General features: G+C 65.6%; 26 protein-coding genes and 4 pseudogenes. 15 read left to right on the plus strand and 15 right to left on the minus strand.

Features of this window, described 5'->3' with window-relative positions; all coding sequences use genetic code 11:
* Nucleotides 1-172 precede the first annotated feature (172 nt).
* Entirely contained in the window at nucleotides 173-907 is a 735-nt protein-coding gene (locus FXF75_RS11680) for a hypothetical protein (protein WP_163522071.1), read from the plus strand.
* Between the two features lie 46 nt (nucleotides 908-953).
* Here FXF75_RS11680 and FXF75_RS11685 read toward each other — a convergent pair whose 3' ends face one another.
* Both FXF75_RS11685 and FXF75_RS11690 read right to left on the minus strand, forming a co-directional pair.
* The gene (locus FXF75_RS11685) at nucleotides 954-2,003 is read right to left on the minus strand and encodes an NAD(P)-dependent glycerol-1-phosphate dehydrogenase (protein ID WP_163522072.1); all 1,050 of its coding nucleotides are present in this window, start codon (nucleotides 2,001-2,003) and stop codon (nucleotides 954-956) included.
* A 259-nt stretch (nucleotides 2,004-2,262) separates the two neighbouring features.
* Nucleotides 2,263-2,589 carry an uS10/mL48 family ribosomal protein gene (locus FXF75_RS11690; RefSeq protein ID WP_163522073.1) on the minus strand — a complete coding sequence of 109 codons (327 nt, stop codon included), beginning with the start codon at nucleotides 2,587-2,589 and terminating at the stop codon, nucleotides 2,263-2,265.
* 199 nt (nucleotides 2,590-2,788) lie between these two features.
* Here FXF75_RS11690 and FXF75_RS11695 point away from each other — a divergent pair, with 199 nt between their 5' ends.
* Nucleotides 2,789-3,226, plus strand: a complete 438-nt coding sequence (locus FXF75_RS11695) for a bis(5'-nucleosyl)-tetraphosphatase (RefSeq protein WP_163522074.1) — start codon at nucleotides 2,789-2,791, stop codon at nucleotides 3,224-3,226.
* 104 nt (nucleotides 3,227-3,330) lie between these two features.
* Here the strand turns inward: FXF75_RS11695 and FXF75_RS11700 are convergent, their stop codons facing one another.
* Nucleotides 3,331-4,023, minus strand: coding sequence for a PGF-CTERM sorting domain-containing protein (locus tag FXF75_RS11700; RefSeq protein WP_163522075.1), 693 nt, complete (start codon nucleotides 4,021-4,023; stop codon nucleotides 3,331-3,333).
* A 132-nt stretch (nucleotides 4,024-4,155) separates the two neighbouring features.
* On the opposite strand from FXF75_RS11700, the gene FXF75_RS11705 reads away from it, so the two are divergent.
* Together FXF75_RS11705 and FXF75_RS22130 are read left to right on the plus strand one after the other, a co-directional pair.
* A complete protein-coding gene (locus FXF75_RS11705; RefSeq protein WP_163522076.1) occupies nucleotides 4,156-5,238 on the plus strand; it encodes a DUF5787 family protein in 1,083 nt (360 codons plus the stop codon).
* A gap of 331 nt (nucleotides 5,239-5,569) precedes the next feature.
* Nucleotides 5,570-6,610, plus strand: coding sequence for a PQQ-binding-like beta-propeller repeat protein (locus tag FXF75_RS22130; protein ID WP_240334666.1), 1,041 nt, complete (start codon nucleotides 5,570-5,572; stop codon nucleotides 6,608-6,610).
* Between the two features lie 21 nt (nucleotides 6,611-6,631).
* Here FXF75_RS22130 and FXF75_RS11715 read toward each other — a convergent pair whose 3' ends face one another.
* A complete protein-coding gene (locus tag FXF75_RS11715; protein ID WP_163522077.1) occupies nucleotides 6,632-7,132 on the minus strand; it encodes a DUF5797 family protein in 501 nt (166 codons plus the stop codon).
* Between the two features lie 159 nt (nucleotides 7,133-7,291).
* Entirely contained in the window at nucleotides 7,292-7,564 is a 273-nt protein-coding gene (locus FXF75_RS11720; RefSeq protein ID WP_163522078.1) for a MoaD/ThiS family protein, read from the minus strand.
* 100 nt (nucleotides 7,565-7,664) lie between these two features.
* On the opposite strand from FXF75_RS11720, the gene FXF75_RS11725 reads away from it, so the two are divergent.
* The 3 genes from FXF75_RS11725 to FXF75_RS11735 all read left to right on the plus strand — a co-directional run bounded on the left by FXF75_RS11725 (nucleotide 7,665) and on the right by FXF75_RS11735 (nucleotide 10,329).
* Nucleotides 7,665-8,621, plus strand: a complete 957-nt coding sequence (locus FXF75_RS11725; RefSeq protein ID WP_163522079.1) for a dihydrodipicolinate synthase family protein — start codon at nucleotides 7,665-7,667, stop codon at nucleotides 8,619-8,621.
* Between the two features lie 265 nt (nucleotides 8,622-8,886).
* Entirely contained in the window at nucleotides 8,887-9,072 is a 186-nt protein-coding gene (locus FXF75_RS11730; protein WP_163522080.1) for a hypothetical protein, read from the plus strand.
* 18 nt (nucleotides 9,073-9,090) lie between these two features.
* The gene (locus FXF75_RS11735) at nucleotides 9,091-10,329 is read left to right on the plus strand and encodes a mandelate racemase/muconate lactonizing enzyme family protein (protein ID WP_163522081.1); all 1,239 of its coding nucleotides are present in this window, start codon (nucleotides 9,091-9,093) and stop codon (nucleotides 10,327-10,329) included.
* Between the two features lie 367 nt (nucleotides 10,330-10,696).
* Here the strand turns inward: FXF75_RS11735 and FXF75_RS11740 are convergent, their stop codons facing one another.
* From FXF75_RS11740 to FXF75_RS11760, 5 genes are all read right to left on the minus strand, one after another.
* Nucleotides 10,697-11,473, minus strand: coding sequence for an enoyl-CoA hydratase/isomerase family protein (locus tag FXF75_RS11740; protein WP_163522082.1), 777 nt, complete (start codon nucleotides 11,471-11,473; stop codon nucleotides 10,697-10,699).
* Between the two features lie 188 nt (nucleotides 11,474-11,661).
* Nucleotides 11,662-12,930 (minus strand): HAD family hydrolase, encoded by a 1,269-nt coding sequence (locus FXF75_RS11745; RefSeq protein WP_163522083.1) that lies wholly within the window; start codon nucleotides 12,928-12,930, stop codon nucleotides 11,662-11,664.
* 144 nt (nucleotides 12,931-13,074) lie between these two features.
* Entirely contained in the window at nucleotides 13,075-13,365 is a 291-nt protein-coding gene (locus FXF75_RS11750; protein WP_163522084.1) for a hypothetical protein, read from the minus strand.
* Nucleotides 13,365-13,622 carry a HalOD1 output domain-containing protein gene (locus FXF75_RS11755; protein ID WP_163522085.1) on the minus strand — a complete coding sequence of 86 codons (258 nt, stop codon included), beginning with the start codon at nucleotides 13,620-13,622 and terminating at the stop codon, nucleotides 13,365-13,367. Before FXF75_RS11755 ends, FXF75_RS11750 begins: the two co-directional genes overlap by 1 nt.
* A gap of 138 nt (nucleotides 13,623-13,760) precedes the next feature.
* The gene (locus FXF75_RS11760) at nucleotides 13,761-14,246 is read right to left on the minus strand and encodes an Lrp/AsnC family transcriptional regulator (RefSeq protein WP_163522086.1); all 486 of its coding nucleotides are present in this window, start codon (nucleotides 14,244-14,246) and stop codon (nucleotides 13,761-13,763) included.
* Nucleotides 14,247-14,445: 199 nt separating this feature from the next.
* Here FXF75_RS11760 and FXF75_RS11765 point away from each other — a divergent pair.
* From FXF75_RS11765 to FXF75_RS11790, 6 genes and pseudogenes are all read left to right on the plus strand, one after another.
* Nucleotides 14,446-15,404, plus strand: a pseudogene (locus tag FXF75_RS11765) (AIR synthase family protein).
* A 179-nt stretch (nucleotides 15,405-15,583) separates the two neighbouring features.
* Nucleotides 15,584-16,650: pseudogene (locus FXF75_RS11770) on the plus strand (glucose 1-dehydrogenase).
* Nucleotides 16,647-17,287: pseudogene (gfcR, locus tag FXF75_RS11775) on the plus strand (transcriptional regulator GfcR). Before FXF75_RS11770 ends, gfcR begins: the two co-directional pseudogenes overlap by 4 nt.
* A gap of 37 nt (nucleotides 17,288-17,324) precedes the next feature.
* Entirely contained in the window at nucleotides 17,325-17,666 is a 342-nt protein-coding gene (locus FXF75_RS11780; protein WP_163522087.1) for a glutaredoxin, read from the plus strand.
* Nucleotides 17,667-17,778: 112 nt separating this feature from the next.
* Nucleotides 17,779-18,366: a hypothetical protein gene (locus tag FXF75_RS11785; protein WP_163522088.1), complete on the plus strand. Its 588-nt coding sequence runs from the start codon at nucleotides 17,779-17,781 to the stop codon at nucleotides 18,364-18,366.
* 419 nt (nucleotides 18,367-18,785) lie between these two features.
* A complete protein-coding gene (locus FXF75_RS11790) occupies nucleotides 18,786-19,757 on the plus strand; it encodes a phosphoadenosine phosphosulfate reductase family protein (protein WP_163522089.1) in 972 nt (323 codons plus the stop codon).
* 238 nt (nucleotides 19,758-19,995) lie between these two features.
* On the opposite strand, the gene FXF75_RS11795 is transcribed toward FXF75_RS11790, so the two are convergent.
* The 4 genes from FXF75_RS11795 to FXF75_RS11810 all read right to left on the minus strand — a co-directional run bounded on the left by FXF75_RS11795 (nucleotide 19,996) and on the right by FXF75_RS11810 (nucleotide 22,631).
* The gene (locus FXF75_RS11795; RefSeq protein ID WP_163522090.1) at nucleotides 19,996-20,187 is read right to left on the minus strand and encodes a hypothetical protein; all 192 of its coding nucleotides are present in this window, start codon (nucleotides 20,185-20,187) and stop codon (nucleotides 19,996-19,998) included.
* 37 nt (nucleotides 20,188-20,224) lie between these two features.
* Nucleotides 20,225-20,968 (minus strand): hypothetical protein, encoded by a 744-nt coding sequence (locus tag FXF75_RS11800; RefSeq protein ID WP_163522091.1) that lies wholly within the window; start codon nucleotides 20,966-20,968, stop codon nucleotides 20,225-20,227.
* 246 nt (nucleotides 20,969-21,214) lie between these two features.
* Nucleotides 21,215-21,712 carry an SHOCT domain-containing protein gene (locus tag FXF75_RS11805; protein ID WP_163522092.1) on the minus strand — a complete coding sequence of 166 codons (498 nt, stop codon included), beginning with the start codon at nucleotides 21,710-21,712 and terminating at the stop codon, nucleotides 21,215-21,217.
* Nucleotides 21,713-21,797: 85 nt separating this feature from the next.
* Nucleotides 21,798-22,631 (minus strand): aldo/keto reductase, encoded by an 834-nt coding sequence (locus FXF75_RS11810; RefSeq protein ID WP_163522093.1) that lies wholly within the window; start codon nucleotides 22,629-22,631, stop codon nucleotides 21,798-21,800.
* 151 nt (nucleotides 22,632-22,782) lie between these two features.
* Here FXF75_RS11810 and FXF75_RS11815 point away from each other — a divergent pair, with 151 nt between their 5' ends.
* Together FXF75_RS11815 and FXF75_RS11820 are read left to right on the plus strand one after the other, a co-directional pair.
* Nucleotides 22,783-23,484, plus strand: coding sequence for a helix-turn-helix domain-containing protein (locus tag FXF75_RS11815; RefSeq protein WP_163522641.1), 702 nt, complete (start codon nucleotides 22,783-22,785; stop codon nucleotides 23,482-23,484).
* 146 nt (nucleotides 23,485-23,630) lie between these two features.
* On the plus strand, nucleotides 23,631-23,789 hold the full coding sequence (locus FXF75_RS11820) for a hypothetical protein (protein ID WP_163522094.1): 159 nt from the start codon (nucleotides 23,631-23,633) through the stop codon (nucleotides 23,787-23,789).
* Here the strand turns inward: FXF75_RS11820 and FXF75_RS11825 are convergent.
* A pseudogene (locus FXF75_RS11825) lies at nucleotides 23,780-23,878 on the minus strand (D-beta-hydroxybutyrate dehydrogenase); the annotation flags it as partial. The gene FXF75_RS11820 and the pseudogene FXF75_RS11825 overlap by 10 nt on opposite strands.
* Nucleotides 23,879-23,960 lie beyond the last annotated feature (82 nt).

Here is a 23,960-nt window from a genome sequence, read left to right on the forward strand (position 1 = left end):
CGCCGGTCGGTCTGTTCTCAGCTTCGCCCTGTCGATTTCTAACTGGTTTACGACATCTTCGGGACCTCGTACTTCAGAATCGGTCGATTCCGGCGTTAATCCCGGGCTGAGACCGTTCGCAGGTCCGAGTTACCGAATTCAGGAGGCTGATAACAAACACCCCGTAACACCTTTGTCAGCATATGGCACAGCATCGTCGTCGCCGTCGAACGACCCGCTACTCGTCTCCGGGACGATGATACGCGAGGCGATTCGGACGACGGTCAGGGGTGTCGGGGTCGCCCTCCTGACGGCCGTCGAAGTCACCGCGCTGTCGGTTTGGCTCGGACTGGTGGCGGGCGCCGACCCGCTCTCCGCGTCTGCGTTGGTCGGAGTGTCCGGACTGTCCGCCGGGATGCTCGTGGAGATGCTGCTGGCCCACGTCACCGTCAACGGGTGGAGTCGGCCGGTACCGGCCCGGGCGGTGGCGGGCCTCGCGCTGGCCGAGACCGCGCTGTGGGTCGGGTGGTTCGCGGCGGTCCGGTGGACCGACGGACTGCTCGGCGTCGTGGTCGCGGGACTCGCGTTCGCGGTCGCGCTGATTCCGCGTCACACCGCGACGGACAACGCGATTCAGGGTCGGCGTCCGCTCGCCGCGCTGGTCCAGCGCCCGACGGTCGGACTGGCGGTGTTGGAAGCGGCGGGAGCGACGGCGTGGCTCCTCGTCGTCTCGCGCGCGGTGTCGCTCCCCGCGTGGGTCACCACGACTCCGGTCGCGGGTTTCTCGCCGCACGCGGTGGTCGGTGCGGCCCTCCTGACCGGGGCGGTGTTCGCTCGACACCTGCTCGCGGTTCGCCACGCGCTCCGGCGGCCCTCGCGGACGGCGAAATCGGGCTGGCGGTCCTCGCGCGGGACGCTCCGCGAGTAGTCCGAGCACGACGGAGCGTGTCGGTCCCGGTCGGGTCCCGTCGCGGTCAGATGACGCCCGTCGTCTCGGCCGCCTCGATGGCGGCGTCCTGATTCATCCCGTTGCCCAGAATCGTGTACCGGTCCCGAATCTCGTGGGCCGCGGTCAGCGCCGCGACGACCGTCTCGTCGTCGATGCCCAGTTCCGCGGCGGTCGTGGGCGCGCCGATGGTGTCGAGCGCCCGCCGGACGCCCTGCCAGTCGCCGCCGTGGAGGTACTCCGCGACGATGGTGCCGACGCCGACTTGGTGGCCGTGGAGCGCGGCGTCGGGGACCATGCGGTCGAGTTGGTGAGAGAAGAGGTGTTCCGCGCCGGAGGCGGGTCGCGAGGAGTCCGCGATGGACATGGCGACGCCCGAGGAGACCAGCGCCTTGACGACCACCCACGCCGACTCTTCGAGACCCTGCTTGATGGAGTCGGCGTTGCCGACCAGCATCTCGGCGGTCATCTCGGCCAGCGCGGCCGAGTACTCGGAGTACTGGACGTTCTGGAGTCGGTTGGCGAGTCGCCAGTCCTTGACCGCGGTGTAGTTGCTGATGATGTCGGCGCACCCGGCGGTCGTGAGCCGCCACGGCGCGTCCGCGAGAATCTCGGTGTCGGCCACGACCGCGAGTGGCGGTTCCGCGGCCACGCTGTGGCGGGTGTCGCCCTCCGGGACCGACCCGCGGCCCGAGACGATGCCGTCGTGACTCGCCGCCGTGGGGACCGAGACGAACCCGGTGCCGAGGTCGTCGCTGGCCATCTTTGCGATGTCGATGGCCTTCCCGCCACCGACGCCGACGAGGTAGCCCGCGTCCACCTCCTCGGCGACTTCGATGACGCGCTGGACCGCCTCGAAACTCGCCTCCCCGATTTCGACTATCGCGGGGTCCTCGCCCGCCGCCTCGAAGTCCGCGGCCACGCGCTCGGCCGCGACTTCGCGGGGCGTGGGACTGGTGACGACCAGCGGACGCCCGTGGAGGTGGAGTTCGGAGACGGCCTCGACGGTCTGGTCGAGGACGCCGTGACCCACCAGCACGTTGCGGGGCAGGCGAATCCACGTCGTTTTGTCGAACATACCCCTACTCTCTCGCGGGCCGGGAAAACAGTTTACCTCTCCTCTCGGGGTGTTACGGCTATCCCCGCGGCGGTTTGTCCCGATTGGACCCGCGGCGAAGCGGGAGAGATACAGTGAGGAAGTGAAGGAGGGACGAGCGAAGCGGAAGCGAGAGGCCGGGTGAGACAGCACGGAGAGGACGAGCGAGACGGAACGAAGACCAAGAACGGAGACGAAGGCGAGAAGCGAGGACGAAGAACAGAAAGAGACCGAGAGACCGTCAGGCCATCTGTTCGATTTGTTCGAGTTCCACTTCGACGTGAACGCCGTCCGGGAAGTCGAACTCCGCGACCTGCCGGGCGAGGTCGTTGTGGCCGACGATTTCCATCTGGCGGGTGTACACCGTGTAGTCCCACGACCGGAACTGTCGGGTCTCGTTTCCGCTGGTCGATTTGTACTGGGGGACGTCGAGGCGTTCTGGCGGTGCCGAGTGCGGGCCGCGGAGTTCCGCGCCCTTGCGTTCGGCCGTCGAGCGAATCTCGTCTACGACGTTCTCCAGCGCGGGGCGATTCCCGCTCTGCAGTCGGATTCTAGTGACGAAGGTCATGGCTGGGTTCGGTGTCGATGTGTTTCAGCATCGAGGTACGTAAAACGTCTGTTCTCGCTGCGGGCCTCCGGCGACCGACCGCCCGACGGGGAGCGTGCGCCGTGTCGTCACGGCTCGCGATACCGACCGGCGTTCGGAGTCGTCTCGGCGAACCTCCCTCCGACATTCTCTTAACGCACCGCCGTATATACTCCAGTAAATGACGATTGAAGCTACGTCCGCGGGTGCGATCCTCTACCGGGATACCCGCGGTCGCCGGGAATATCTCCTCCTCAAGTCGCGTCCGGGCGACTGGGAGTTCCCCAAAGGCGGCGTGGAGGGGGACGAAGAGTTACAGCAGACGGCCATACGCGAAGTGAAAGAAGAGTCCGGAATCAAGGACTTCCGGCTTCTCGACGGCTTTCGCGACGATTACGACTACGTCTTCGAGGCCAACGGCAACACCATCCACAAGACGGTCCACCTGTTCGTGGCCAAGTCCTACGAGGCGAGCGCGGAACTCTCCCACGAACACCGCGACCACCAGTGGCGCGACTACGAGCAGGCCATCAACACCATCACGCAGGACGGCCCGCGCGAAATCCTCGAAGACGCCCACGAGTTCCTGAACGAGAAGGAGGAAGACGACGACGTGTAATCGCTCGTCGGGGCGATACTTTTCGGACGCTACCCCGACCGACGGTCGTATTGCCGACCAGTCGTCGCGACGGATTAGCCTTCGTTATCGTCCGTTCGCCACCGCTACCGCCGACCGGCCAGCATCGCAGCGCCAGCGAGCGCGACTACCGTGAGTCCCGGACCGAAACCGGGGACGCCACCGTCGGCGTCCGTCGTCGTCTCGGTCGCAGTGGTCGTCGGTTCGGAGGTTGTGGTCGCCGTCGGTTCGTCGGTCGAAGTCTCTGCGGCGTCGGTCGTGGTCGAAGCGGCCGTGATTACCGCGTGCAACTCGGCGACGGCCTCGGCGTCGGTGTCGTTGCTCGCGTAGAGCGTGACGGGGTAATCGCCCACGGCTAGCGGCGGATAGGGCGACTCGCCGCCGAAGTGTTCGACCTCGGAGTGCACTGTGGCGTCGTCGGCCGCGGCGTCGGTCGTCACCTTCGTTGCGTTCGGTTCACCGGCGGCGTCGGTGTCGAACGTGAGCGCGACTCGCCCGTCGTCGTTCCCGTCCTCCACGTTCACGACCAGCGCGTAGTTCACCACGTCCTCGGAGCCTATTTTGACCGTCGCAGCGTCGGTGTCGTTCAACTGGACGGGAATCGTGACGTTCCCGCCGCGCTCGGTCTGGACGGTGTCGGCTCCGAACCCGACACCGTTCCCATCTGCCGTTTCTGGGGTCGTTTTCTGACTCTGTACTGCCTCCGCGGGCGCTCCGAGCGCGACCCCGCTGGTTACGAGGACAAGCGCCAGAAGCGCGTTAACGAATTTCGGTCGCATGATTCAGGGGACAAGCGGCCGCGGTATCGCGGTCGCCAGCGTAATGATGACAATCCAACAGTAAAATACGTTCCGCTCTCGGGCGAAACCGAGTTCCGAACCACTTAGGCCGACCCGCTCCGAACGCCGACCGTGAGCGACGCGGACGCCGAGACCGACCCCGAGTTCGTCTTCGAGTTACGTACCTGCCGGTGGGTCGAGCGCGAGTGGCCGCCCGAATCAGATAGGGGAGACGCCGGCGACGACCGCCCCGCAATCGTCGCGCGGCAACTCGGCACCAAGCGCAGGCGGTGGGACACCATCGTGGTCGAGGTGGACGCCGACGCGCTCCGCAAGCGCGCGAACTTCGGTCCCCGACGACTCGACTCGGACCTGCTCGACGTGATTCCCCACGCGCCGCCCGACTGGGAGTGGTACCGTGACGCGCTCCCGGACCCCGGCTACCCGTGGCGGTACGTCCGCGAGTCCATCCACCGCGCCGCCGACCGCGGCATCCTCGACGTGCGAAAGCGGAACAACCGCATCGAGATTCGCCGGAAGTGGGCCTACCCGGACTGGGTCGAGCGCATCGTCGCCATCGAGAACAAGCCCGACCTCGACGCCAGCGCGGCCCGCCACCTCGCGCCACAACTGGAGTACGACGTGGCGCTCTCGCTGGCCGACGAGGTGTGGGTCGCCACCCGCGCGACCGGCGAGTCGGTCGAACCCGCTCTGCTGGAGAGCGTCCCGGTGGAGGCCGGAATCCTCACGCTGGACCCCGACTCGCTGGCGACCGGCGGGGCGCGGACCGCCGACGTCGAGTGGTACCCCCGGACTCTCGACGCAGATGCGCCCGGCACTCGCATCCTCGAACGCGGCGAGGTCACCGAGTACGGGAGCACCGCCTCGCAGTTCGAGTACGCCGACTCCGAGTGGAAAGCCCACAAGCGCCTCGAAATCGCCGAGCGCGCCTACGAGAAGGGGTGGCGGGCGTACGCCGAGACGATGCGGCCGGACTGTCGCGAGTTCCAGTTGCGGCGCGAGGGCCGGACCCTCCTGCCGTACTGCGCCGCCAAGGAGTGCCACCAGACGAGTTCGGAGTGTTCGGGGTCGTGCCCCGAGTTCTCGCCGGAACCGCCCCAGTGGCGGACTCGCGGGTGGCCCATCGAAGGCGGACCGGGGAAGGGGATTCGGAAGCTGTTAGCAGAGCGTCGGGAGCGCAATCGGCCGGGGTGACCGCAGTCGGACCGGGGACCGACCGCAGTTCACGCGGAACCGGGAGAACTATTCTAGCATCCTGTGTGGTGTCGAATATGAAGACGCCCTCCATCTCCAGACGCGCTCTCCTCGGCGCGACGGGGGTCGGTGCGGTCGCCACGCTCGGACTGTCGGCGCAGAAACGCGGTCCCGACTCGATTTCGACCCGCGCGGCAGTCCGGATTGGCCCCTCCTCCACCACGACACGCGAAACACCGGTTACAACCCCCACGCGACCGGCCCGGAGAGCGACCCAGACGTTCGTTGGCAGGTCGAACGGTTCGACCCCGAAGGCCGGTTCCGCGGCTATCTGAACTTCCCGAAGCCGGTCGTTTCCGGCGATACGGTCTTCGTCGGCGGCCGGTCGCTCTCGGCGCTCCGAGTCGGCGACGGCCGCGAGCGCTGGTCGGTCGAGGGCGAGGACAGAGAGACGTTCCACGGTGTCGCGTTCGCCGACGGCACCGTCTTCGCGACGACACAGTACCCGGAGACGTCGGGCGTCACCGCGGTAACGTCGGCCGGTGAACGACAGTGGCGGAAGACGGGACTTCACCGGATTCAAACGCCGCTGGTGGCCGGAACAGCGGTCTACGTGCCGGGGAACGACATGCTCGTCGCGCTCGACAGGTCGTCGGGGACGGAACGGTGGACTGCGGAAACTGGCTCACGGCCCACCGGCCACCCCGCAGTGACGGACGACGTGCTCTACACGGCGGAGGGGTGGGACGGACTGGTCGCCCGCGACCGGCGCAACGCCTTCTACGAGATTCCGCTCCAGACACCGCCGCGCGTTCGGTGGCGGTACGAACCCGACGAGCGGGCGTACCCCGCGCCGGCGGTCGGCGACCGAGGGCGGGTGTTCGTCCCGGAGACCGAAGAGTGGTACCCCAATCACGACGAGGGACCGGGGAGATTCGCCGCCTTGGACGCCGACGGGTCGCGTCGCTGGACCGAGTCCGGCGGGACGTTCGGCACCTCTCCGGTGGTCGCCGACGGAACGGTCTTCTACAAGTGCGGGACGAACACCGAAAAGAAGGACATGGGCGAGTACATCGACAGTCACTCGGACGCCCGGATTACGGCTCACGACCCTGCCGACGGAACCGCTCACTGGACTCGTACCGTCGAGGGGTTCGGCGACTGGCAGATTGCGCCCGTCTCCGACGGCCACCACCTCTACGTCCCGCTTCACGACGACATCGACGAACGGAGTGCGCTGGTCGCGCTAAACGCCGAATCTGGGACGACAGAGTGGCGACGAAAACTGGAGTCGCCAGCCTATCACCTCGCACTGGCGGGCGAGACGTTGTTCGTCAGCACGGAGGACGGAGCGGTGTTCGCGCTGGAGTAGTACGGTGTCGGTGCGACCGGGCTACCCCGACACCGACACGTCCACCTCGTCGCGCTCGACGGACAGTTTGAACGTCGGCACGGTCCGGTAGACGACTTCGACGACGCCCTTCCGCCGGAGCGCCTGCAGCGCGCTCCGAACGTCCTCGGCTTCGGGGTCCACGTCGTACTCCGCGCGCAGTTTCTGGAGGACCGACACCACGCTCTCGGACTCGTCGTCCGGACCGGCCACGACCGAGAACACCTGCTGTTGGAGTTCGGGCACTCGGATGGCCGACGGTGCGCCCGACTCCTCGTCGTCCACGACGCCGGGTTCCACGTCCACGAGGTCGGCGGCCTCGTTGGTCGCGCGGATGAGACTGTTGTCGTCGCGGTAGTAGTAGTCCTTGAGTTCGTTTTCGAGATACTGGTGGACCTCGCTCCCGCTTTCGAGACCCCAACGCTCCTGCAGTTCGGCGTTCTTGGTCGGCTGTAGCTCCACGAGGTCGGCGAGTCGCTCGCGGGCCTCATCCGAGAGAGTCATCGGTCGGCGCTACGGCGGGGTGATATTTCCGCTTTCCGGAAGTGAGAACGAGCCAGTTCCGTCGGTCGTCACTCGGGGCGATACCTACCTCCGGTAGAGAGAAGAGGACCGAGAGACCGAATCGGGCGCAGGGACGACCGAGTGACCGAACGACCCAGTTCAGACGTTCAACTGGAACCGCACCGTGTCGCCGTTCTCCAGCGAACTGCCGGTCGAGAGCGTCTCGGTGGAGTCGAACGACTCGCGGACGACCACGGTGTCCGAGCGCAGGCGCTGGCCGTCGAGGACCCCGGCGCGGACCTGCGGGCCGTACTGCTCCGCGAGTTTGTCCACCACGTCGGCGACCGTCGCGTCGTCGGGGACAGCGACGCGCGCCTCGTGGGTGCCGGTGCGCGCGACGAGGGTACCGGTGAGTTTGATAGTGACGTTCATACCAACTACTCCGGACCCCATCGACTAAAAGTTTACTCACACGCGAAAAAGTACTGCCGACATGCCACCGCTTAAGGACGGCGCTCACCACGTGTCGCGTATGGCGAACCACACATCCGACTCCGCGGAGACGTCCGACGACGGTAACGCACCCAGTCCCGGCGCGAGCGACCCCCTCGACATCCACGGGGTCGTCCCGCCGACCGTCACGGCGTTCGACGCGGACGAGTCGGTCGATTACGACGCGACGGCCGCCCACGCCCGATTCGTCGTGGACCGCGGCGCGCACGGCGTCTTCCCGCTCGGGACCAACGGCGAGTTCCCGCTGTTGACGCCCGACGAACGAGACGGCGCGGTCGAAGCGGTGGTCGAGGAAATCGGCGACGACGCGCCGGTCATCGCGGGCGTGGGCGCGCCGAGTACCCGTCAGACCGTCGCCCACGCCGAACACGCCGAGCGCGTGGGGGCGGACGGCGTAGTCGTCGTCACGCCGTACTACTATCCGCTGGACCACGAGGCCGCGGTCTCTCACTACCGAGCGGTCGCCGAGGTAGTGGACCTGCCGGTGTACGTCTATCACATCCCGAGCAAGACCGGTAACTCGCTGTCGCTCGACACGCTCGACGCGCTCGCCGACATCGAGAATCTAGTCGGACTCAAAGACTCCAGCAAGGACGTGCCGTGGCTCGGGCAGGCCATCGACGCCCATCCCGAACTGACGTTCCTCGCCGGGTCCGACTCGCTGCTGTTCCCCGGACTGGAAGTCGGCTGTTCGGGCATGGTGAGCGCCGTCGCCAACGCCTTCCCCGAACTGGTCGTCGAACTCTACGAGGCCTACGACGACGGCGACGAGGAACGCGCCCGCGAGTTGCAGAGCGAAGTGTACGACGTGCGCTCGGCGCTCAAGCGCGGTCCCTACATGGCCGGTGTCAAGACCGCGCTCGACGTGCGGGACCTCGGCTTCGACGTCGGTTCGCTCCGGAGTCCCCTCCGGACGATGGACGACGAGGACCGCGAGGCGCTGCGGAGCGACCTCTCGGAACTGGACCTGCTCTGAGCGGTCGAGTCGGTCCGTGCGGGTTCTGTTTTCCACTGACTCTGTCGCTCGACTGCGTTCTCTTTCGCTCGGTCGCGTTCGCTCCCGCTCCGTTTCGACAGTTCCGTTTTGTCCTCCGTAAACGGTCGGAAGTTTTAATGCCGCTCTCACGCTAATCGGTGGCGTACGACGGTCCTCGTCGGGGCGGCACGGCGACTGCCGCCGAGTCGGGAGTGGGACTGCTCGCACCGACCCCGGCAGCCGTGACTGTCGCCCCTCCACAGCCATGAACCACGCCACACCTGCCCTCAACAAGCGGACGGTACTCGGCGGACAGTTCTGCGCGTTCGGGGTGTTGACCCTCGAGGTCGCCCTGCTCGCCCTATTGCTGGTCGCCGTGGGCGTGTACCTCGTCCTCGAACCGACCCTCTCGTCAGTTCGCAACGGCGGACCCTCCAGATTTTTACTATAGGGGGAGTAATCGATTCGCATGGTTCGAAACTACGAGTCGCTCCACGACCCGAACGCCGAGTACACGATGCGGGACCTCTCGGCGGAGACGATGGAGTGCGGCGGAACGCGGGGCGCGGGCCGCGACGTAGAGATTACCGACGTCCAGACGACGATGATAGACGGTAACTTCCCGTGGACGCTCGTCCGAATCTACACCGACGCCGGCGTCGTCGGGACCGGCGAGGCCTACTGGGGCGCGGGCGTCCCGGAACTCATCGAGCGGATGAAACCCTTCGTCGTCGGCGAGAACCCGCTGGACATCGACCGCCTCTACGAGCATCTGATTCAGAAGATGTCGGGCGAGGGGTCCATCGAGGGCGTGACCGTCACCGCCATCTCGGGCATCGAAATCGCGCTCCACGACCTCGCGGGCAAGATTCTGGACGTGCCGGCGTATCAGCTTCTCGGCGGCAAGTACCGCGACGAGGTCCGAGTCTACTGCGACTGTCACGCGGGCGAGGAGGCCGACCCCGAGTCGAACGCCGACGAGGCCGAGCGCGTGGTCGAGGAACTGGGCTACGACGCGCTCAAGTTCGACCTCGACGTCCCCTCGGGCCACGAGAAGGACCGCGCGAACCGCCACCTCCGCAACCCCGAGATTCAGCACAAGGTGGACATCGTGGAGGCCGTCACCGAGCGCGTCGGCGACCGGGCCGACGTGGCGTTCGACTGCCACTGGACGTTCTCGGCGGGCAGCGCCAAGCGCCTCGCCAGCGCGCTCGAAGAGTACGACATCTGGTGGCTCGAAGACCCCGTCCCGCCGGAGAACCACGACGTGCAGAAGAACGTGACTCACTCCACGACCACGCCCATCGCGGCGGGCGAGAACGTCTACCGCAAGCACGGTCAGCGCCGCCTCATCGAGGAGCAGGCCGTGGACCTCATCGCGCCCGACATGCCCAAGACCGGCGGGATGCGCGAGACCCGGAAGATAGCGGACATGGCCGACACCTACTACATCCCGGTCGCCATGCACAACGTCTCCTCGCCTGTGGCGACGATGGCCTCCGCGCACGTCGGGGCGTCCATCCCGAACGCGCTGGCGGTCGAGTACCACAGCTACCAACTCGGCTGGTGGGAGGACCTCGTGGAGGAGGACGTCATCGAGAACGGCCACATCGAGATTCCCGAAAAGCCGGGCCTCGGCGTGACCCTCGACATGGACGTCGTCGAGGAGAACATGGTCGAAGGCGAGGAACTGTTTGACGAGGCGTAGCCGACGTCAAGTTCCCAGAGCGAAGCTCTGCGGTATTCGACGAAGCGTAACTTCGTCGTGCTCGAAAATCCGAGATTTTCGGCGTTCGACGAAGCGTAGAGCCGTCTCGCTCGGGCGGCCGTGGTTCACGACGCTCGGCGAGGCGTGGCGTCGTCCGGTTCGAGCGTGCTGATTTTCCGCACGTAGCACTCGTTAGTGTGGCGGTTTCGGACGTGCGATGGGCCACGCGCAGGTCCGGAATCCGTGACCGAGGACGAGCAGGACGAACACCGCGACGAGACCCGGAGCGTCGGACATCGCCGGGTCGAACGGCGTTCGTCGGCAAAAGAATGGGCCGCGTCTCCGCAGTTCGGCCGCGTCTTCGGGCCTACTCGAAGTCGGGGTCCCGGTCGTCGAGGAACGCCGCCATCCCCTCTCGCTGGTCGTGAGTGCCGAACAGTCCGCTCCAGAGGCGGCGCTCGTAGCGCAGGCCCGCCTCCTGACTGGTCTGGTGGGCCTGATTCAGCGCCTCCTTGGCGGCGGCCAGCGCGTAGGTCGGCTTGGCCGCGAGGTCGGCCGCGAGTTCTTCGACGTGGTCGTCGAGTTGGTCGGCGGCGACGACTTCGCCGACGAGTCCGTGTTCGTCGGCGTCCTGCGCGTCGATGCGCTCGCCGAAGAAGACGAGGCGGCGCGCGAGTTCGTCGCCGACGAGTCGGGGGAGACGCTGAGTGCCGCCCCACCCGGGGATGATGCCGAGGTCGATTTCGGTCTGGCCGATGACCGCGTCCTCGCTGGCGACCCGGAGGTCGCAGGCCAGCGCGAGTTCGCACCCGCCGCCGAAGGCGTAGCCGTTGATGGCCGCCACGACGGGTGCGGGGAACCGCTCGATTTTGTCGGCGACCCGGTGGCCCAACTCGGCGTAGGCCTGCGCCTCGGGCGTCGTAAGGTCCTGCATGTAGCTGATGTCCGCCCCGGCGACGAACGCGTCGTCGCCCGCGCCGGTGAGAACGAGCGCGCCCGTGCCCTCGCTCTCGGCCACGTCGAGCGCCTCGTCGATGGCTTCGAGGGTCTCGACGTTGAGCGCGTTGAGTCGGTCGGGACGGTCCACCGTCAGGGTCGTCACGTCGCCGTCGGAGTCGAGGCTGATGGTCTCCCAGTCGGACATATCGGCACCGACGACGCCGCGCGGAATAATCCTTCCGAGACACGGCCGGTTCGCTGACACGTTCGCGGCTTCGTTTCTCTGCGGTTCCCTCGGGTACGTTCGACGGTTGCGCTCGTCGGACGACCGATAGAACGTCCCGACTAGAGCGCAGACGAAACAACGCGACGGAGACGCGATGGCGAGACGACTCACCCCAAATTCGCCAGTCGGTTCAGCGCGAAGATGGTCCGGAACACGTCCCCGGCCTTCCCGCGGTCGAAGACCAACTCGTCGGTCCGGATGACGTGGTCCAGCACGTCCCGGGATGCGTGTTCGGGAGCGGCCGCGATGCCCGCGTCGTTCTCGGCGACCCACTTCATCACGCGGAGGTCGCTCTTGCTGTCGCCGAGGACGGCCGCGAAGGGGTCGTCGATGCCCAGCACCTCGAAGGCGGTCTCGACCCCCACGACCTTGTTGAGTTCGAGGCTCCCGATTTCGGCCGCGTCGGCCTCGTAGTAGGCGACGTCGATGCGCTCGAAGGTGTCGCGTATCGGTTCGGGAACGTCGTCGGGACTGCAGTCGGGCGTCGCGCCCTCGCTTTCGAGGACGCCCCTGATTTCGGGGTCCTGCTCGGCGTAGTAGGCCCGCGCCCAGTCGCTCGCTCTCCCGGCGCTCTCGTTCGCGTCCTCGGAATCACCGCCGACTTCCTCGACGACGGCGTCGCCGAGCAGGTCGAGTTCGTAGACCAGCGCGCGGTCGATGACCTCCCGGGCGTCGTCGCTCCCGGTCTCGAAGTTGGGCTTGAGCGTGACGTTGAACTCGTTGCCCTGCAGGTGACACCCTCGGCGCAGTTCCTCGGGCGCGTCAGAGAGGACCCGCGAGCGGACCGTGTCGAAGATGGTCCGCACGTCGTCGTCGAGGTCGTCGTAGAGCAACCGCTTGGTGTCCGCGCCGTGGCCCGGCGTGAACACGCCCGTCCCGGCCTCGTAGACGATGGAGAGGTCGCCTGAATGGACGAGTTCGTTGCCCAGTCCCTGAATCAGGAATCCCTTGACGTTCTCCAGCGTCTGGCCCGTGCAGACCACGATGGGCGTCCCGGTCTCGTGGAACTCGGTCAGGAGGTGGAGTGTCTCCCGAGGAATCTCGTTGTCGGTGCCGCCCGCCGAGCGCAGGGTCTCGTCCACGTCGAGGACGAGGACGTTCACGCCGCGGTCGTACTTGGCGTGGAGGTCGAGGGCGGTGAACGCTTGGTCGCGGGACGCGCGGGCGGCGAGTTCCGAGAACGTCTCGCCGGCCGCGGGGAACGCCGCCCGAATCTCGGCCTTGCGGTCGGCGAGGTCGTCGCCGACTTCCTGCCAGTGTTCGAGGGTGACCCGCGAGTCCACGGGGGGAAACAGGTCCACGAAGTCCTGCAACGCCCGGAGGGTCTCGGCGTCGAATTCGTCGTAGAGTCGATAGAGTTGGTCGTACCGCTCCATGCCGGAACTGAGTCGCTCTCTGGGATAAAGGTCGGGGTCGGGGCGAACGTTAGCGGTCTACTTGGACACGGATTCAGTATCACGGTGTCGGACGGCCGCGACCGGCACCGAGTGACGAACGGCGTCTCGGTCGGCGACGAGCGGTCAGGTCTCCTTCTCGATTCGCCAGTAGACGTACTGTTCGAGAAACGGCGGGAAGTTGTCGTGCCCGCACGTGGGACACTCGTACTCGACGCCGCCGTCGATACCGTCCGGGAACACGTATCCGCAGTCGTTGTCGCACTCGTTCCCGCCGAACGCGACGGCGAAGACCTCTCGGAGTTCGGTGACGTGGTACGCTTCGAGGTGCGCCTTCGCCTCCTCCTTCACGACCGCGGCCGTCGCGGCATCGACCGTTACGTCGCAGAACGCGCAGTCGAACCGGAACTCGTCCATCAGGAGTCCTCCAACTCGTCGACGACGATGGTCTCGTCGTCTTCGACCCGAACTCGATACCCCTCGTACTCGAACTCGACGCGTCCACCGGCGTTGCGAGTCGTCCCGCCGTGGAGGGAGGCGAACACGGCGTCTAACGCTTCCAAATCGACGACCTCGTACAGCGGCGGATGCAGTTCGGCGGGGGTCGTGCCCTCTCGTCGAGCCAGTTTCTCGACCAGTCGCTCGCTGATAGCGTCAACCTCGCTCCCGAACATACGTTTCGTATACGAACGAACAGAAACGGATAAAAATGGTGATGAAGTGCTACTGTGTCCGGATAGAGATACATAACTGCTACACTGACAACGCCAAGGCTGCGATAATAGCAGTGGTGACGGTCCCCCGAGCGTTCGTCAATCGCCTTCGTCGTCCGTAACCGCCGAGACGCCGAAGTGGTTGAAGGGTTGGTGGAGTTGCGCTTTCAGGATGTCCGACCGCACGATTTCCAACCCCATCTCGCGGAGCGAGTCCGCGATTTCGGTCAGTTGGTCGGTGTCCGTCCCCACCGCCTCGACGTGGAGATTCTCGGTACCGGCGAGCAGTTCGCGCACCGCGATGACGCCTTCCTGTTCGAGAACGTCCTGACCGAAGTTCTCTGGTTCGTCGGGTGCCGTGCAGGTGAACAGCACACGGAGTTGGAAACCGGCCTTCTCGTAGTCGAGTTGCGGGATGTAGCGCTCGATGACGCCCTCGTCCTCCATGCGGGCCAGTCGATTCCGGACGGTGCTGGCGGCGATGTCCAACTCACCGGCCATCTCGGTACTGGTGCTGTTACGCGCGTCCTGTTGGAGATGGTAGAGAATCCCCTTATCGACCTCGTCGAGTTCGTAGGTATCCATACTCGTGATAGTATCCGTTCGGATAAAAGACCGTTTCTGTCGCCGTCTCGTCTGCCGATTCAATCCGTAGTCCGTCCGGCCGCACGGCGGACTGTCGAACCGCCAAGCGAAGTCGCCGACCGAGTAGCGAGTCGCGGCATTACTGCGCCCCGACGGGGTATCCGCCGAAACTTAGTCCCCTGCCCACCGAGAGACGGGTATGATTGGGAAACTCGACCCAGAGGTTCTCGCGCGTGTCCTCTCGCGGACGGGCGCACGCGACGACTCGGTAGTGATGGGTCCCCAGTACGGCGAGGACGCCGCGGCGATGCGGGTCGCGACCGACTGCTCGTCGCCAGTTCCGACCCGCTCTCGCTGGCGAAAGAGCGCCTCGGCACGCTCGCGGTCCACGTCGCGTGCAACGACGTGGCGGCGTCCGGGGCCGACCCGCGGTGGTTGACCAACGTGCTGTTCCTGCCCGACGACGACCCGGAGACGCTGGACGCGCTGACGACCCAGATGGACGACGAGGCCCGCGAACTGGGCGTCGCCATCGTCGGCGGCCACTCCGAGTACACCCCGGCGCTGGAGCGCCCGATGGCGTCGATGACCGCGATGGGACTGGCCGACGAGTTCGTCCCGACCGGCGGCGCGCGACCCGGCGACCGCGTCCTGCTCACGAAAGGTGCGGGAATCGAAGGGACCGCGGTGCTGGCGTCCGACTTCCGGGACGAACTCGACCTCCCCGCGGACCTGCTCGAACGCGCGGAGGGCTTCTTCGGCGAGATAAGCGTCGTCCCGGAGGCCCGCGTCCTCCGGGAGTCGGCCACCGCGATGCACGACCCGACCGAGGGCGGACTGGTCAACGGCATGGTCGAGATGGCGAGCGCCTCGGGGGTCCGCCTCGAAATCGACCGGAGCGCGGTCCCCGTGCGCGAAGAGACCACCGAACTCTGCGCGGCGATGGGCGTCGACCCGCTCCGAATATTCGGGTCCGGCGCGCTGCTGGCGACCGTTCCGGCGGCCGAGTGCGACGACGCGCTCGCGTCGCTCGACGCGGAGGGCGTCCCGGCCGCCGAAATCGGCGTCGTGGACGAGACCGACGACCCCGGGGTCGCCATCGGCGGCGAACTCGTCCGCGAGGCGATACGCGACGACCTCTACGACCTCTGGGAGTAGTGCGAACGAGCGGTGGCTTGTCTGTGGGTTAGAGGGGTAGCGGAGTGGGAAATAGAAGAGTGAGAGGAGGGACAGGTCGCGATGACGAGAGCGATAGGTGTCCACCCCCCACATCCATCCACAGATGTTTACTCGGTATAGAATAAAATTTTTTGCCCCTCCCGCTACTACCCCCTGCTATGGAAGCAGTTGTTATCCGACGGAGTGAGATGACGCCGACAGTCGCCGACGTACCGCGTCCGGAACCCGAACCCGGCGAGGTGCTGGTCCGGACGCTCAGGGTCGGCATCGACGGGACCGACCGAGAGGTCATCGCGGGGAGTCACGGCGGGTTTCCGGACGGCGAGGACCACCTGATTCTGGGCCACGAGGCGGTCGGCGTGGTCGAAGACGCCAACGGCACCGTCTTCGAGGAGGGCGACGTGGTCGTTCCGACCGTCAGGCGACCGCCCGCCGGGGGTTCGAACGAGTACTTCGAGCGCGACGAACCCGATATGGCCCCACCCGAGGCGTGCGTCGAGCGCGGCATCGACGGCGCGCACGGGTTCATGTCGGAGTACTTCACGAGTCCGGCCGAGACCCTCGTTCCGGTACCCGACGACCTCGCGGAGTGGGGTTTTCTGGTGGAACCCATCAGTATCTCCGAGAAGGCTATCGAACACGCCGCCGCCTCGCGGTCGGCGTTCGACTGGGACCCCGATACGGGTCTGGTCCTCGGCAACGCAGTCTCGGCCTGCTCACGCTCGCCATGCTGGAAGTCGGGGGCTACGAGCGAACGTACTGCCTCGGTCGGCGGGACCGACCGGACCCGACTATCGACATCATCGAGGAGTTGGGCGGAACCTACGTCGATTCGCGCGAGACGCCGGTGTCCCGAATCGCAGAGGTTCACGAACCGATGGACTTCGTCTACGAGGCCACCGGCTACGCGAAACACGCCTTCGAGTCCATCGAGGCGCTCGCGCCCGGCGGAGTCGGAGCGCTGCTCGGCGTGCCGGAACCGTGGGAGTTCGAAATCGACGGCGGGCGACTCCACAAGGAGTTCGTGATGAACAACAAGGCGCTGGTCGGCAGCGTCAACTCCAACGTCTCGCACTTCGAGTCCGCGGCCCGGACCCTCGGTGACCTCCCGGCGTGGTTCCTCGACGCCCTCGTGACGCGCGTCCACGACTTCGACGACTACGAGGCCGCATTTGCGTCGGACGAAACGACAATAAAGACCGCCCTCCAATTTAGCCAGATATGAAGAACGTAGACGACCTCATCGAGAGCGCGGCACAACTCGCCGAGCAGGGGCTGTCCAAGGGCGAAATCGCCGACGAACTCAACGTGTCGCGCGAGACTGCGAGCTGGTTGGTCGAACGGAGCGGCACGGGCACGCCGACCACTGCGACCCAGACCGAACCTTCGGGCGGTCCCCACGACATCCACGTGGACTGGTCGGCGCTCGGCCGTGACAGCAACCGCCTCCACCACGCCGGGGCCGCGATGGCCGACCTCATGGCGAAGCAGAGCGACGAAGTGGACCTCACCATCGGCATCGAGAAGGCGGGCGCACCGCTCGCCACGTCGGTCGCGCGAGAACTCGACACCGACCTCGGAACCTACGCCCCGAGCAAGCACCAGTGGGAGGAAGGCGACATCGAGGACCTCGGTGGAACGTTCTCCCGGAACTTCGCCCAGATTCGGGACCGCGAGTGCTACGTCGTGGACGACACCATCACGAGCGGACGACGATGGGCGAGACCGTCGAAGCCATCCGCGAGGAAGGCGGCACGCCGGTCGCCTGCGTCGTCCTCGTGGACAAACAGGGCGTCGAAGAGATTCAGGGCGTGCCGGTCCACTCGCTCATCAACGTCGTCCGCGTCGGCAACGACGAGTAGCACAACTTCTTTGCGCACGGGGGTCGTATCGGAGGGTATGACCTTTCAGCCGGAAAGTGACCTAACCGAAGAAGAGGTGCGAGAGCGCGTGGATTCGACCATCGCCGACAACGAGGTCGTCCTGTTCATGAAGGGAAACGAACTGATGCCCCAGTGTGGCTACTCCCAGAAGGCGCTGGAACTCCTCCAGCAGCACCGCGACGACTACGAGACGGTGGACGTGCTGGACGCGCTCCCGGAGTTCCGGGCCGCGCTGGAGGACCACAGCGGGTGGGAAACCATCCCGCAGACGTTCGTGGACGGCGAGTTCGTCGGCGGGAGCGACGTGCTGGCCGAACTCGACGAACGCGGCGAACTCGCCGACGAGTTGTCGGCTTGAGTACTTATTTCGACGGACTGACCGAGGACCAAAAGAGTAGCCCATATATGTTCGGACCACCTACACTGCCGTGTACCGTGTCGTCAGCCGGGAACCTGCATGTAAATTACAAATGACGGGGCAAGTATATCGACTTCATTCGACGCTCGAACTGCCGCTAGAGAACGTTTACGACTACTTCGAGGAGGACCCTGACCTACCCCCGAAAATCTCCAGCGTCGATATCACCCGGCGCAAGAACACGCTCATCATCAGCGCGGTCGCCGACGACGAGAGCATCAGCAAGTATACGCCGACCGCGCAACTGAAGGCCTCCATCTCGGAGACCCGCGTCTACACCGAGGAGGAACAGAAGCGACGCGAGGGTCCCCGGTGGGGCGACGACGCCGAGGAACTCGACGAAGAGGAAGACGACGAACCGATGGGCGAACTCATCGAGGTCGCCGCGTTCAAGGGCGACCGCGAGACCGTCCTCCAGAACACGGCAGTTCAGTATCCGATGTTCCTCGTCCTCTGCGAAATCGCTCGGTTGGCCGAGAAAGGAACGCTGACGGCCATCACCGAGGTAGACGGCGAACTGCAGGCGACTCGCATCGTGGACGGCGAGGACCGACCCGCGTCCATCGAGGTCGTCGAGGGACCGACATCCTCGAATTCCGGGTCCAGCGGAGTCGATTGGCGCGACAACGAGTTTATCTAACCACTTTTTTCTTCGTCGGGTGTCCTCGTTCGCTTCGCTCACTGCGGGCACCGCTCTCTGCTCGCGGCTTGCCGCTCGCACGGTACGAGGGACGTAGTCCCTCGCTACTCGAAAAATCTGGACCAAAAAAAAGACCTGCTCGCTCGTTGCTGGCGCTCCTCACTCGCAGTACAGAAACGGTGTGGCGAGAGACTACTGCGCGAGCCTCCGGCTCGCTGCCAAGAGAAAAATAGGTTTGCTGTCGAGGCAGGAAATCGGCCCCGGCGCGCGATACCGTGCGCAGTTTTACCGTGCTACGCTGTCCCACCAACGGCGGCCTGAACCCGCGGTAACGGAGACCTTCGTGCGACTGCGGTCGCCCTGCGCGATTGGAGAGCCGAAAAGCACTTTAGGGACGTAATTAGATGTAATTACGAACGATGCCCGAAGACTTCCCAGACTACGTCGACGTAGACTACAGTGACGGCGAAGGCGAGGAACCCGAGGACTACGCCTCGATGGAGCACAAGATAGAGAAGGCCATCGAAGTGACCCGCGAGGGACTCGAACAGTACGAGAACCCCGCCGTGATGTGGACCGGCGGAAAGGACTCGACGCTCACGCTGTACTTCATCAAGGAGGTCGCCGAGAAGTACGACCTCCCGACCCCGACCGCGGTCTTCATCGACCACTTCCAACACTTCGACGAGATTCACGACTTCGTCTCCAAGTGGGAAGACGAGTGGGACCTCGACGTCGTCTACGCCAGCAACGACGACGTGGGCGAGTACGCCGAGGAGAACGACCTCTCGCCGGGCGACGACATCCCCATCGACGCCCTGAACGACCACAACCAGCACCACGTCCGCGAGATTCTGGAGTACGAGGAGGACACCTTCCCGTTCCTGCTCGATACCTACGTCGGCAACCACCTGCTGAAGACCGTCGCGCTCAACGACACCATCGAGGAACTCGACATCGACGGCATCATCTCCGGCGTCCGCTGGGACGAACAGGAGGCCCGCGCCGACGAGACGTTCTTCTCCCCGCGCCACGACCCCGACATCTACCCGCCCCACGACCGCGTGCAGCCGATTCTCCAGTTCGACGAGCGCGCAGTCTGGGACGCCTTCTGGCACTTCGTCGTCCCGGACACCGTCGACGAGTACCCCGACGACGGCTACGTCCCGCAGTCCGACGACGACCTGCCGAACGGTCTCACGCAGGACGACATCCCGGTCAGCCCCAAGTACTTCGCCGGGTTCCGCTCGCTCGGCAGCGAGGTCAGCACCGAGAAGTCCGACGAGGAGCCAGCGTGGCTTCAGGACCTCGAAGACACGACCGAACGCGCGGGCCGCGCCCAAGACAAGGAAGACCTGATGGAGCGCCTGCGCGACCTCGGCTACATGTAGGAACGGCCGTTTACTGCACTCGGAAATTCGCTTCCGGCGAATTTCCTCGGTGGTAAACGCTCGGTCCAAAACTGTCGCCACGCCCCCACTCACGCACGCCCGTCGCGTGAGTTCGGGGGAGTTCGGTCTGCTCACTCCCGTCACTCGCGGTCGTCCGTTGGTACGCGACTGGGTAAGGGTTGGACGACCGCAGGAGTGAGTCTGGCCGTCGTTTCTCCGCGATTTTTCTCGCCGATAACTACCGCGTCGCTCGGTACTCGCCGTGCTTGACGCCGAGGAGGAGCGCTATCAGGCCGAACACCAGCATCGAGGGCGTCACCATCATCAACACGGTGCTCGTGGCCATGAAATCCATTCCGATGAGCGCGGCCGTCCCGGCGGCGACGATTCCCAGCAGTATCGCGGCGGTCACGGGCAAATTAAATTCCATACACGAACCTCAGGACGAGAGGAGGAAAAGCGTTGCTCTACTCCCCTTTCGGACGAACCACGTCGGCCAGCGTCACCAGCAGGCCGAGGAACCACCCCGTCGGCACCGAGAGACCGAACCACATCGCCACGTAGTTCGCACCTTCGAGCGTGAACTGCTCGCGGAGGAACGTGTTGATACCCCACAGGTCGAGAGGGTTGTCCAGCAACCAGACCGCGAGCGTGTAGCTCTTCGGGAAGATGACCGCCGAGAGGGTCGGCGAGTAGAGCGCCGCGACGACCGGCGGCAGGAAGATGGCCGTCATCGCGGAGGGGTAGGCGAGCAACACCGTGGTGAAGCGGCCACCGCGGGTGCCCGTGACGTACGCGAACGCCGCCGCGACGGTCGCCACGCCGCCCGCGGCACCGACCGCGAGGAACCCGTCGGTCGAGAAGCGCAGTCGCGCGAGCGCGGTCAGGCCGCCCCACACCAGCAGCGACAGCAGGACCACGCCGACGACGCCGAGTCGGGTCGCGGTCCCGTCTATCTTCCGGGTGTAGTACCGGGCCGCGAACCCGAACAGCGTGAGGGGGTAGAGGAGCGCGACGACCGCCGTCCCGACCGCGCTCCACGCTCGGTACGCGACCTTCCCGGAGGTCGAAGTCGGTTCCCACTTACCGAGGACGCCGCTCTGGTTCCCGCGCTGGCGCGGGAAGAACAGGGCCATCCAACTCTCGTGGAGTCGCCGCAGGTCGTATCGAATCGCGCCGAGGAGACCAGTACTTCGTGTTCCGCCGTGCATCTGCATTTTAATACGTTACGGCTAATATGAAGCTTCGGGGTGGGGACGAGGAGTGAAGTCGTTCTGACGTTTGGTTTCTATTCGTTCGCCGCGGTCTCGAACGGGATTACATCAGCGAAGTCGAAGGTCACGAAGTCCGCCTGCGATGGCATCCGCATCACCGAACGCTCGTCGGTCGAGAACACCGATTCAACGCCAAAAATACCACTTCCCCGGCGACGGTTCGCTGACCGGAACGAACGCCGGTTACCGATTCCGAACGCGTTCGGACCGGTCCTCCCTGCGCGTCTCCTCGGCGGTTCGTACGCTCTGACGGTCCGCTCCGTCAGTTCCCATCACGTCGCCGAGTCGGCGCTCGAACTCCTCGCGGGAGAGTTCGCCCGCGGCGTAGCGGCGCTTCAGGACCGCTTCGGGCGTCTCGACGTCCGTCTGCGCCTCGGCCGCACCGTCGGGATACGCCGCCGCCGACTCCACGTTCCCGATGAGCGAGAGGTACACCGGCCAGAGGGTGAACACTCCGAGCAGGAACGCCGGAATGCCGACGGCGGTCGCGAACAGTCCCGTCACGAAGGCGCCGAACGTGGCCGCGGGACTAATCATCTCGATGCCGCCGAAGAACAGGAACGGCGCGAGGGAGAGGGCAGTCCCGCCGAGAAGCGTTCGACCGAGCACACCGTTGGGCGTGTAATGTTCGACGAGTCGGTGGAGAGCGCGGAAGGTGGAGGTGTCAGCGGGCTGGTTCATCGTCAGGATACTCGAACACCCATAAGTAAAAAATTTTGTTCGGCGAGCGAGAACGAGAGCCTCGACCGGACGGACGGTCAGCGACTCAGTTCCACGGGCCGAAGTCGGGGTCCACTCGCCGGTCGCGCTCCTCGATGCTCGCTATCTTCTCGACGTCCTCGGCGTCGAGTTCGAGGTCGAGCGCGCCCCAGTTGTCGCGGATGTGGTCTTCGCTGGACGCCTTCGGAATCGCGGCCACGCCGTCGCGCTGGAGGAGCCACGCGAGGCTGACCTGCGCCGCGGAGGCGTCGTGCTTCTCGGCGACGTCCTGAATCTCGGGCACGTCGAACACCTTCCCGCGGGCCAGCGGCGAGTAGGCCACGAGATTCACGTCGTTCTCTTGGCCGTACTCGACCAGTTCGTCCTGCGGGAGCAGCGGATGCATCTCGACCTGATTGGCGAACACCGGCGCGTCCAGAATCTCCTGCGCCTCGTCCAGATGTCGCGGTTCGAAGTTCGAGACGCCGACGTTCTCCACGAGACCGTCGTCGTGGAGTTGGTCGAACGCCGGGAGGGTGTCCTCGGGGTCGTACTCGTTGGCTGGCCAGTGGACGTACAGCAGGTCCACGTACTCAACGCCGAGTTTGTCGAGGCTCTCCTTGGCGGTCTCTATCACGTCGTCGTGCGAGAGATTGCTCGTCCACACTTTCGTGGCGAGGAAGACGTCGTCGCGGTCCACGTCGGCGTCGGCGATGCCCCGACCGACGTACTCCTCGTTGTCGTAGGCCTGCGCGGTGTCGATGTGGCGGTACCCCATTTCGAGCGCCTGTCGGACGCTCTCGGCGCACGTCTCACCGTCGGTGTTCTCCCACGTTCCCAGTCCGAGTCGCGGCATACCGTCGAGTGACTGCGCGTCGCTGTGTTCCTCGCGTTGAGCCATAACGGTTGTACGTTGTGCGACCGCGCCGAAAGTGGTTTCGGCGTCGGAAATCTCTGTGTTGCGGCCGCCGTCGCTCGGCGAAGTTTGCCGGAAGCGAAGAAAAGCCTTTTAACCCATTCACCGTATGTGGTCTGATAGCAAGGGCAGGCCCATGATAGACATCACGATGGACGTGGAGCAGTACGACTGCCCGTTTATCGACACCACCGACGACCACGGCGTCGGGTTCTCGGCCATCCAGTGGGACTTCGACCGGACGGACCGTCAACTGGAGACGCGACTGATGGTCGAGGGCGACGACCGCGACGAACTCACCGCCGGTCTCGGTGCCCTGCGCGACCACGAGAACATGCACGATTACGCCCTGCTGACACGCCGGGACAACGTCGCGCACATCCGGACGGTCATCGGCGAGACCGACGCGATGGCCGCGATTCGCCAGAACGGCGGCTACATCACCGGCCCGTTCCACATCGAGGAGGGGAGCGAAATCTGGCACGTCGGCTTCGACGACATCGAGTGCGAGGACACGACGCTGGCGGAACTCGAACGCGACAACGAGTTCGACGTTCTGGAACGCGACAACACCGAACTGCCCGACCTGCAGGGGTTCGTCCAGAACGCGGGGGCGGCGATGACGCTCATCGAGGGCTGTCGCGACCTCTCGGACGTCGAGCGCGAGACGCTGGAAACCGCCGTGAGTGATGGCTACTTCGAGAGTCCGCGTGGGGCAACGCTCGGCCATCTGGCCGACGAGTTCGACGTGTCCAAGCCCGCGGTGTCGAAGAACCTCCGGCGCGGCCAGCAGAAGATGATAGAGCGCGTCGTGGAGGCCCTCGACGAACTGGAGTGAGGCGGTTGCCGCCGCGGTGGTCTGCCGGTGAGTCCTACTACAGGCGTCCGGCGTGTGACCGCAAGGGGTGGCGAGACGAGGAGTGTTCCGGATACCAGTCACACGGACGATACGTTTTTGTGAGTCGGCCGTGCACCACGAAAACGATGCCACGAGTCGAACGAACTGACGGGCCGAACCTCTCCTGTGACGCCTTCGAGGAGGGCCGCGAAGGGCTGATACTCAAGGACAACCACGGCCGGAACGTCGGCTGGATTCCGTTCGAGAGGGTCGAGCAGGTGCTTCCGGACGGCGGTCACTCGTAGGTCAGCGACGTCCCGTCGTCGAACCGCAGGTCCCCGCCGTTGAGGTGGCTGGCGTGCTTCGAGAAGCCGAACACGAACAGGTTCGCGACCTTCCGGCGGGTCGCTGCCAGTCCGTCCTTGCCGGACCGTGAGTCGCTGTTCACATGTTAACCCAGCAGTATTTGCCGGGGT

This window comes from Halorussus sp. MSC15.2 (genome assembly GCF_010747475.1).
In the GTDB taxonomy this organism is placed as follows: domain Archaea; phylum Halobacteriota; class Halobacteria; order Halobacteriales; family Haladaptataceae; genus Halorussus.